General features: G+C 42.5%; 9 protein-coding genes and 2 pseudogenes. 6 read left to right on the top strand and 5 right to left on the bottom strand.

Annotated elements, in window-relative coordinates; genetic code table 11:
- Positions 1 to 267: 267 nt before the first annotated feature.
- A complete protein-coding gene (locus QZ106_RS08005; RefSeq protein ID WP_295976276.1) occupies positions 268 to 483 on the top strand; it encodes an aminotransferase class IV in 216 nt (71 codons plus the stop codon).
- Positions 484 to 527: 44 nt separating this feature from the next.
- On the opposite strand, the gene QZ106_RS08000 is transcribed toward QZ106_RS08005, so the two are convergent.
- Together QZ106_RS08000 and QZ106_RS07995 are read right to left on the bottom strand one after the other, a co-directional pair.
- A complete protein-coding gene (locus QZ106_RS08000) occupies positions 528 to 1,985 on the bottom strand; it encodes a DUF389 domain-containing protein (RefSeq protein ID WP_295976274.1) in 1,458 nt (485 codons plus the stop codon).
- A 274-nt stretch (positions 1,986 to 2,259) separates the two neighbouring features.
- Positions 2,260 to 2,912: pseudogene (locus QZ106_RS07995) on the bottom strand (IS1595 family transposase).
- Between the two features lie 86 nt (positions 2,913 to 2,998).
- Here QZ106_RS07995 and QZ106_RS07990 point away from each other — a divergent pair.
- Positions 2,999 to 3,454, top strand: a pseudogene (locus QZ106_RS07990) (dioxygenase); the annotation flags it as partial.
- A gap of 106 nt (positions 3,455 to 3,560) precedes the next feature.
- On the top strand, positions 3,561 to 4,769 hold the full coding sequence (locus QZ106_RS07985; RefSeq protein ID WP_001339175.1) for an IS4-like element ISVsa5 family transposase: 1,209 nt from the start codon (positions 3,561 to 3,563) through the stop codon (positions 4,767 to 4,769).
- A 9-nt stretch (positions 4,770 to 4,778) separates the two neighbouring features.
- Here the strand turns inward: QZ106_RS07985 and QZ106_RS10680 are convergent, their stop codons facing one another.
- Both QZ106_RS10680 and gltS read right to left on the bottom strand, forming a co-directional pair.
- Complete coding sequence (locus QZ106_RS10680) at positions 4,779 to 4,904, bottom strand: LysR family transcriptional regulator (protein WP_001303004.1); 126 nt, start codon at positions 4,902 to 4,904, stop codon at positions 4,779 to 4,781.
- Positions 4,905 to 5,134: 230 nt separating this feature from the next.
- Positions 5,135 to 6,340, bottom strand: coding sequence for a sodium/glutamate symporter (gene gltS, locus QZ106_RS07980; RefSeq protein WP_000599533.1), 1,206 nt, complete (start codon positions 6,338 to 6,340; stop codon positions 5,135 to 5,137).
- Between the two features lie 443 nt (positions 6,341 to 6,783).
- Between gltS and QZ106_RS07975 the strand changes: the two genes are divergently transcribed.
- Genes QZ106_RS07975 through QZ106_RS07965 form a run of 3 tightly spaced genes read left to right on the top strand, consistent with a single transcriptional unit; the run spans position 6,784 to position 8,177 of the window.
- On the top strand, positions 6,784 to 7,104 hold the full coding sequence (locus QZ106_RS07975) for an antibiotic biosynthesis monooxygenase (RefSeq protein WP_000562370.1): 321 nt from the start codon (positions 6,784 to 6,786) through the stop codon (positions 7,102 to 7,104).
- Complete coding sequence (locus QZ106_RS07970; protein ID WP_000460651.1) at positions 7,097 to 7,483, top strand: hypothetical protein; 387 nt, start codon at positions 7,097 to 7,099, stop codon at positions 7,481 to 7,483. Before QZ106_RS07975 ends, QZ106_RS07970 begins: the two co-directional genes overlap by 8 nt.
- Positions 7,484 to 7,490: 7 nt before the next feature.
- On the top strand, positions 7,491 to 8,177 hold the full coding sequence (locus tag QZ106_RS07965; protein ID WP_001284954.1) for a helix-turn-helix transcriptional regulator: 687 nt from the start codon (positions 7,491 to 7,493) through the stop codon (positions 8,175 to 8,177).
- On the opposite strand, the gene tetR(B) is transcribed toward QZ106_RS07965, so the two are convergent.
- On the bottom strand, positions 8,155 to 8,778 hold the full coding sequence (tetR(B), locus tag QZ106_RS07960; RefSeq protein WP_000088605.1) for a tetracycline resistance transcriptional repressor TetR(B): 624 nt from the start codon (positions 8,776 to 8,778) through the stop codon (positions 8,155 to 8,157). The genes QZ106_RS07965 and tetR(B) overlap by 23 nt on opposite strands.
- Between the last annotated feature and the right edge of the window lie 38 nt (positions 8,779 to 8,816).

Below are 8,816 nucleotides of genomic sequence, written 5' to 3'. Positions count from 1 at the left end.
AGGTAATCACTTTATCGCCAAATATCACTTTTCCGGTAAACTTTATTCGTGAGCTTGCCTCGGGATTTTGCTAACTCCGAAACCACAATGGATTGTAATGACACAAGCGAGGACGCTTGCGCTATCAGGGGGGAAGACCAAATCGACTTTGAGAAACTCAAACTCGTCCTTGGTGCAGAAAACCTTGCCGGTGTGGCGAACGTTATCAACTCGATGCTGTAGAAACTAGTAGCGTTGTTTACAGTATTTCCAGGAGAATACTGAAACATGAACATGCACAAAAACACCCGTCTCACCCCGTCTCTGGATTTGGATATCCTCAACGGCATCATGCGCCAAGCCGTGTTGCAGCAGCTGCAAACCTACTTGGGCGTGGACACCATCATCGAAACACACATCACCCGCGACATGCTCGAACGCGCAGAAAAAATCCGCCTCTCCAACGCCTTGAGAGGCGTGTTTGAGGCGGATTTAGTGTACTAGGAACAATCAATGATTTCTCGGAAATGTATAAAGCCTGAAGGCGATTATTCGTTAGACGGTTTATCTGTCTGAGACTTGTGCGTTTGCAATATGCGCACTACCTTACCCTCATAACGCTGGCGTAACCACGCCTGTATCCGCTCGTAATCTTTGGCAGGTAATGGCTGCTCCAATTCGAGAGAGACAACGACGATATCGTCATATGTATCTGTCTTCGGTTCTGCGTTTTTTTGGCTTTCAGACTGTTCGGAAACAGGCGTTGTTTGCGCTTTATCCCAAGCCAAGCCGCGTCCGACAACGATTTTTTCCGCTTCCGGATATTGGGCTTTTAATTCCTTAAGTACCGCTGCATCGTCGATATCGGAGGCTTTGCCTGCCAGTACGGTATCGATATAGGCCTGTTGCTCTTTCAGCTCATTTTGCTGCTGAACCGGGTTGTTTTGGCTTGCCAGCAATTCTTTGATTTTGGCATTGTTCCCTCCCGCATAGACCACGTTGACCTTCGGCTCTTTCACCCCCGACGCTTCAAGGCTTTTCACCAGCAAGGCGGAAATTTTCTCGGCATTGCCCGTTCCATTGACAACCAGACTGACTTTATTTTCTCTATGGTTCAACATCTTACGCAGCACGAAAAAACCTTCCTGTTGCTTCGCAGTGGCAATGGCAGCATTGGCTCTGGTGTTGAAGATTTCCTGACGCACCAGTCCTGATGCCATATAGCCGCTCGGAATCATGACAGCAAGTACGACGGCAGTAATAATGATGCTTTGCAACCGGCGTTTGGATTCCTTTACCAGCCCTCTGCGCGGCAGCTTGAGCAGCTTGGAAAACAACAAGGTCGCAAAAGCGATGAATACGCAGTTGATGGCAAAAAGATATGAAGCACCGAGAAAGTAGTGCCAGTTGCCATGTGCCAGTCCGTAGCCCGCAGTACACAGGGGCGGCATCAATGCGGTAGCAATCGCCACACCCGGTATGGCATTGCCTCCTTCTTTTCGGGTCAGCGCCACAATACCCGCACTACCGCCGAAGAAGGCAATCAACACATCCCAAAGGGTCGGCTGAGTACGCGCCAAAAGCTCGCTTTGCGCCTCTTTAAGCGGGGTTAACAGGAAATACAACGTAGCGGTAATCAAGCTGATGACGACGAATATAATAATATTGCGCACGGATTGACGGATCAGCGCAGTATCCCCTACCGCCAAACCGTAACCCATACCGACTATCGGCCCCATCAACGGCGAAATCAACATCGCGCCGATCACTACTGCCGTGCTGTTTACATTCAGACCGATACTTGACACGGCAATGGCAAACATCAATACCCACATACTGGTTCCGGTCACCCGAGTATTGGCGCGGATGGTGGCATCGATCTTATCGGGATGAGCTTGGTCATGCGCAAGATTGAACACATCTTGCAACTTGGTCATGGCACCATTGTCTTCTTTTAGCTGGTTTTCTTGTTCTTCTTGGTTTTTAATGTTTTCTTGGTCTTGCATTTTCATCCTTAAATCAATCTTAACGATTGTCTCTGAATATTTAATTAACTGGAATTTCGGATACTGATAATTATGATTGATAACTAAGTTCGAATATGATTAAACAGATACCTTGCAGAATATTAACATATACCCGAAAACGCTGACAACGCTGATCCTGCGTAGGCCTTCACGAAACCAGCATATGCAAAAACCTTCTCTCAAATCCAATTCCTACTTTTTCAGCAGCAACCGCCATCAAAATTTTTTAAGGGGCTGTACTAGTAGATTAGCCCTAAATTCCACACCATTTTTGCAGGATTTTAAGCTGTTGAGACGATGTGCCGAAGTTAAATCGAAATTCGCATTCTTTCAAGAACAGCGGGAACGATTTGCGATCGATTCCATTGTATTTGCGTAAGACGCGTTTTGCCTGATTCCAAAAGTTCTCAATGCCGTTAATGTGGTTCTGACGGTCGGCAAATTCCTTGGAATGGTTGATGCGGTAATGGTGAAACCGCTCACGTCTAACTTGTTATAGCTACTCAGACTATCCGTGTAAACAATGCTGTCCGGCATGATTTTCTGTTTGATAACAGGCATCAAAGTATCGGACTTGGCATTATCTACGACAACGGTATAGACCCGTCCGTTGCGTTTCAGAATGCCAAAGACAACCACTTTTCCTGCCGCGCCGCGACCACGCCTGCCTTTACGCCGTCCGCCGAAATAGCTTTCGTCCAGCTCGACGGGACCCTCGAAAACCTCATCGGCAGCCAAGGCCAGATAATGGCTGATAACCATACGAATTTTGCGGTAGAACAGAATAGCGGAGTTGGGCTGAATGCCCAAAATATTGGCAGCGGAACGGGCGGTAACTTGGAGTACAAAAAATTCAAGTAGTTTCTTTTGAACTCTATTGCTTAATTTACAATTGGTTATCTGCATTTTCGTAGCCTAGCATAACTGCTAATCTACGTCAGCCCAAAAATTTATCCGTACAATCTGCTGTATCCGATAACGAGGAGTAAATCATGAAAAAAATGCCTGTATTGTTCGTTGGGCATGGTAGCCCGATGAATGTGTTGGATAAGGAAAATCCGTTCAATCAGAATTTCAGTCTAATTACGCAAAACTTTCCAAAACCAAAAGCGATTTTGATGATTTCGGCGCATTGGTATAGCAGCCGTTTGCAGGTGACCTCAGGTGAATACCCTGAAATGATTTACGATTTCTACGGTTTTCCTGAAGCACTCAGCCAAGTGCAATATCCCGCGCCCGGTTCGCCTGAATTGGCGGAACAAGTGCGGTCGTTATTGCAGCCGGAAAATGTGGAGCTGAATCCGACGCGCGGTTTTGATCATGGCGCATGGGCGGTGTTGAAGTTTCTGTATCCCGATGCCGATATCCCTGTGGTGCAACTGAGTCTTAACCGTTTGCAACCTGTACAGTGGCATTTCAATTTGGCAAAAAAATTGGCTGCTTTGCGCTGATGAATCCCCTAATGATTTTGGTAAAAATCATTAAGTTAAGGTGGATACACATCTTGTCATATGATCAAATGGTTTCGCGAAAAATCAATAATCAGACAACAAGATGTGCGAACTCGATATTTTACACGACTCTCTTTACCAATTCTGCCCCGAATTACACTTAAAACGACTCAACAGCTTAACGTTGGCTTGCCACGCATTACTTGACTGTAAAACTCTCACTCTTACCGAACTTGGCCGTAACCTGCCAACCAAAGCGAGAACAAAACATAACATCAAACGAATCGACCGATTGTTAGGTAATCGTCACCTCCACAAAGAGCGACTCGCTGTATACCGTTGGCATGCTAGCTTTATCTGTTCGGGCAATACGATGCCCATTGTACTTGTTGACTGGTCTGATATCCGTGAGCAAAAACGGCTTATGGTATTGCGAGCTTCAGTCGCACTACACGGTCGTTCTGTTACTCTTTATGAGAAAGCGTTCCCGCTTTCAGAGCAATGTTCAAAGAAAGCTCATGACCAATTTCTAGCCGACCTTGCGAGCATTCTACCGAGTAACACCACACCGCTCATTGTCAGTGATGCTGGCTTTAAAGTGCCATGGTATAAATCCGTTGAGAAGCTGGGTTGGTACTGGTTAAGTCGAGTAAGAGGAAAAGTACAATATGCAGACCTAGGAGCGGAAAACTGGAAACCTATCAGCAACTTACATGATATGTCATCTAGTCACTCAAAGACTTTAGGCTATAAGAGGCTGACTAAAAGCAATCCAATCTCATGCCAAATTCTATTGTATAAATCTCGCTCTAAAGGCCGAAAAAATCAGCGCTCGACACGGACTCATTGTCACCACCCGTCACCTAAAATCTACTCAGCGTCGGCAAAGGAGCCATGGGTTCTAGCAACTAACTTACCTGTTGAAATTCGAACACCCAAACAACTTGTTAATATCTATTCGAAGCGAATGCAGATTGAAGAAACCTTCCGAGACTTGAAAAGTCCTGCCTACGGACTAGGCCTACGCCATAGCCGAACGAGCAGCTCAGAGCGTTTTGATATCATGCTGCTAATCGCCCTGATGCTTCAACTAACATGTTGGCTTGCGGGCGTTCATGCTCAGAAACAAGGTTGGGACAAGCACTTCCAGGCTAACACAGTCAGAAATCGAAACGTACTCTCAACAGTTCGCTTAGGCATGGAAGTTTTGCGGCATTCTGGCTACACAATAACAAGGGAAGACTCACTCGTGGCTGCAACCCTGCTTACTCAAAATCTATTCACACATGGTTACGTTTTGGGGAAATTATGAGGGGATCTCTCAGTGCTCAGCATGTTTGAGTGCTTTACTCGCCGCGGGTTGAGAAATATGTAAAACTTCAGCCGCACGCGTTAAGGAACCACAAGTCATTACAGCATAAAAGATATCGAGATGTCTTAATTTCATTCCATGTAGCCTACTGATTATTTATTTCTACGGACTATTCTAACGAATAAAGTATAAATAATCAGATATACTCGTCATAATTCAAATTTTGGTTTAGTTGTCACGAGAATTAATTCGTAAACGTGCAAGCTAAATAGATTGACTAGGGGAATATACGGGGTAAGAAAGCGGCTCGGCATACTGCCCTATAATAAATTGTTAGGAGAAGTACGCCGAGTAGTGTGTAGCTATTAGGTAAAGTATGTACCAATTTCAATAAATATTTTAATTAAGATACTGTTTGAAATATCAACAATAAAGGCACCGACCATAGGAACGACAAGGAAAGCTTTATGTGATGGTCCAAATGCTTTTGTGACTGTTTGCATATTCGCAATTGCTGTTGGTGTTGCTCCCATACCAAAGCCACAGTGACCCGCGCTGATCACGACAGCATCATAATCTTTGCCCATCATTTTGAAGGTGACAAAGCAGGCAAATAGCACCATGACAACAGTTTGTACAGCAATGATAATTAATACTGGCCCTGCCATGCTTGCCAATTGACCAAATTTTAATGACATTAACGCCATTGCCAAGAAAAGCGATAAAGCAACGCTACCTAATACATCGACGGTCGGCTCAAACACTTCGTGTTTAAATACATGAGTCAGTGTATTACGGATAATAATACCGACAAATAAACACCAGACAAAAGTAGGCAGTTGCAGAAAAGTATCTTTAAACAATGCACTGATATAGCCACCAACAACAATACAGATAATCAGCATTGAAATGGTTTCAATAACGTTATTTGCATTGATTTTTCTTTTGACGCTTGGTTGCTCAAAAGCTTCAACGATAGTGTCGCGCTCTTGCTCGGTTGTTTTAGGAATAGAGACCTTTTTCAAAAGATGACGGGCAACAGGGCCGCCAACTAAACCACCCAACACTAATCCAAGTGTTGCACAAGCCATCGCTAATTCAACGGCGCCTGTTACACCATATTTATCAGCGAGAATAGGGCCCCATGCTCCGGCATTACCATGACCACCTGTTAGAGTAATTGAACCTGCAATTAAGCCAATAAATGGACTTTCATTCATCATGACAGCCATACTCATGCCGACAGTATTTTGAATGGCGATTAGGATCGTTACTGCAATAGTTAATAGAACTAACGGCTTTCCTCCTTTAATCAGTCGAGAAAAGTCAGAACTTAGCCCGATAGAGGAAAAGAATGTGAGCATTAATAAACTTTGCAATGAAGCATCAAAAGTAAACGAATAACCTGATGTTTTATCAATAATTAACAGAACAATTGCAACAATAAAGCCACCAACGACGGCTTCTGGTATGTGGTTTTTTTGTAGGAACGGGGTAAATTTTACGACAAACATTCCTATGAGTAGCGCGATACATGCGACTAATAATGTATAACTGGCATCTAGGATCATTTTTTTACCTCTATTAGTTTACCAGAATTTTCACTATAACAATTTAACAATAGTGAAAAATGAAGTTACTTTGGTTAACTAATCTTTAACAATGAGTTTTATTAGGGTATCCATAACTTTTAGTTAATAGGGTCATAATTTTAGTGTGATCTTAATCATGAAATATTAAAAAGATTAAAATAACAACAATGGTATTTAATGATGGGTAAACCTAAATACCATGCGGGATCCGCACTATTTTCGGTGATAGCAAAAAATAAAAAAGTATAAATAATAAACAAAATTATAAGAGAAGGAGAACATGATAAGCGCAGGCCGAGCAATTTAAAGAAGTGTGATATACAACATAAAACAGCAGCATGACCTTTCTATATTTCGTTGCTTATCGAAGTGTTAATTTTCGGGTGGATTACTCTGTTTGTTGATTAATAACGGAGAAAAATATGATTGCTGTAATATTTGAGGTGCAAATACAACCCGACCAACAAACTCGCTATTTGACTTTAGCTGAGGAGTTAAGACCACTATTAAGTCATGTAGCTGGTTTTATTTCAATTGAACGTTTTCAAAGTCTAGCTACAGAAGGAAAAATGTTATCGCTATCTTGGTGGGAAAACGAATACGCAGTTCTGCAATGGAAAAATCATGTTTTACATGCGAAAGCTCAACAAGAAGGGCGAGAGTCAATATTTGATTTTTACAAAATTAGTATTGCTCATATTACTCGCGAATATTCATTTAAAAAGGACAAGGATAATGTTTGATGTTCACGTTGTTTTAGATAATCAAATAGGACAATTAGCATTACTAGGAAAAACATTAGGTAATAAAGGTATTGGATTGGAAGGGGGAGGGATATTTACGGTTGGTGATGAATGCCATGCTCATTTTCTTGTTGAACAAGGAAAGGAAGCTAAAATAGCGCTAGAGCAAGCTGGACTGTTAGTACTTGCGATCCGGACACCATTAATTCGTAAGTTAAAACAGGAAAAACCGGGGGAACTTGGCGAAATAGCACGAGTATTGGCGGAGAATAACATTAATATTTTAGTGCAATACAGTGACCATGCTAACCAACTGATATTAATAACGGACAATGATAGTATGGCTGCATCTGTTACGCTCCCTTGGGCAATAAAGTGAACTTGCGATGGCTAATTTAATACGAAAAGAGGTTACCTTTGAGTCCTCAATAGCCGCGATAGGGGCGGCTATGTCTGACATTTCACGAGTTAAAATACTCAGTGCTTTGATGGATGGGCGAGCTTGGACGGCCACTGAGCTAAGTTCTGTGGCGAATATATCAGCTTCAACGGCGAGCAGTCATTTATCTAAATTATTAGATTGCCAGCTAATCACAGTAGTAGCTCAAGGCAAGCATCGTTATTTTCGGCTAGCAGGAAAAGATATTGCTGAATTGATGGAAAGTATGATGGGGATCTCCTTAAACCATGGCGTACATGCCAAAGTTTCCACGCCAGTGCATTTACGAAAAGCACGTACTTGCTATGATCATTTAGCTGGCGAAGTTGCCGTTAAGATCTATGATTCCCTTTGTCAACAGCAATGGATCACTGAAAATGGTTCAATGATCACATTAAGTGGTATTCAATATTTTCATGAAATGGGAATTGACGTTCCTTCCAAACATTCACGTAAAATCTGTTGTGCGTGTTTAGATTGGAGTGAACGCCGTTTCCATTTAGGTGGGTACGTTGGAGCCGCATTATTTTCGCTTTATGAATCTAAAGGGTGGTTAACTCGACATCTTGGTTACCGTGAAGTTACCATCACGGAAAAAGGTTATGCTGCTTTTAAGACCCACTTTCACATTTAAGTTGTTTTTCTAATCCGCATATGATCAATTCAAGGCCGAATAAGAAGGCTGGCTCTGCACCTTGGTGATCAAATAATTCGATAGCTTGTCGTAATAATGGCGGCATACTATCAGTAGTAGGTGTTTCCCTTTCTTCTTTAGCGACTTGATGCTCTTGATCTTCCAATACGCAACCTAAAGTAAAATGCCCCACAGCGCTGAGTGCATATAATGCATTCTCTAGTGAAAAACCTTGTTGGCATAAAAAGGCTAATTGATTTTCGAGAGTTTCATACTGTTTTTCTGTAGGCCGTGTACCTAAATGTACTTTTGCTCCATCGCGATGACTTAGTAAAGCACATCTAAAACTTTTAGCGTTATTACGTAAAAAATCTTGCCAGCTTTCCCCTTCTAAAGGGCAAAAGTGAGTATGGTGCCTATCTAACATCTCAATGGCTAAGGCGTCGAGCAAAGCCCGCTTATTTTTTACATGCCAATACAATGTAGGCTGCTCTACACCTAGCTTCTGGGCGAGTTTACGGGTTGTTAAACCTTCGATTCCGACCTCATTAAGCAGCTCTAATGCGCTGTTAATCACTTTACTTTTATCTAATCTAGACATCATTAATTCCTAATTTTTGTTGACACTCTATCATTGAT

Origin of the sequence: uncultured Aggregatibacter sp., from assembly GCF_901873365.1 — a bacterium.
Lineage (GTDB): Bacteria > Pseudomonadota > Gammaproteobacteria > Enterobacterales > Pasteurellaceae > Aggregatibacter.
Note: the sequence above shows the minus strand (reverse complement) of the source record. Positions and strands in the feature narration are given on the sequence as shown.

Excerpts from the sequence above, each read along its gene's own strand:
- QZ106_RS08005 (WP_295976276.1), top strand. The coding sequence starts at position 268 with ATGAACATGCACAAAAACACCCGTCTCACCCCGTCTCTGGATTTGGAT.
- QZ106_RS08000 (WP_295976274.1), bottom strand. The coding sequence starts at position 1,985 with ATGCAAGACCAAGAAAACATTAAAAACCAAGAAGAACAAGAAAACCAG.
- QZ106_RS07985 (WP_001339175.1), top strand. The coding sequence starts at position 3,561 with ATGTGCGAACTCGATATTTTACACGACTCTCTTTACCAATTCTGCCCC.
- QZ106_RS10680 (WP_001303004.1), bottom strand. The coding sequence starts at position 4,904 with ATGAAATTAAGACATCTCGATATCTTTTATGCTGTAATGACTTGTGGT.
- gltS (WP_000599533.1), bottom strand. The coding sequence starts at position 6,340 with ATGATCCTAGATGCCAGTTATACATTATTAGTCGCATGTATCGCGCTA.
- QZ106_RS07975 (WP_000562370.1), top strand. The coding sequence starts at position 6,784 with ATGATTGCTGTAATATTTGAGGTGCAAATACAACCCGACCAACAAACT.
- QZ106_RS07970 (WP_000460651.1), top strand. The coding sequence starts at position 7,097 with ATGTTTGATGTTCACGTTGTTTTAGATAATCAAATAGGACAATTAGCA.
- QZ106_RS07965 (WP_001284954.1), top strand. The coding sequence starts at position 7,491 with ATGGCTAATTTAATACGAAAAGAGGTTACCTTTGAGTCCTCAATAGCC.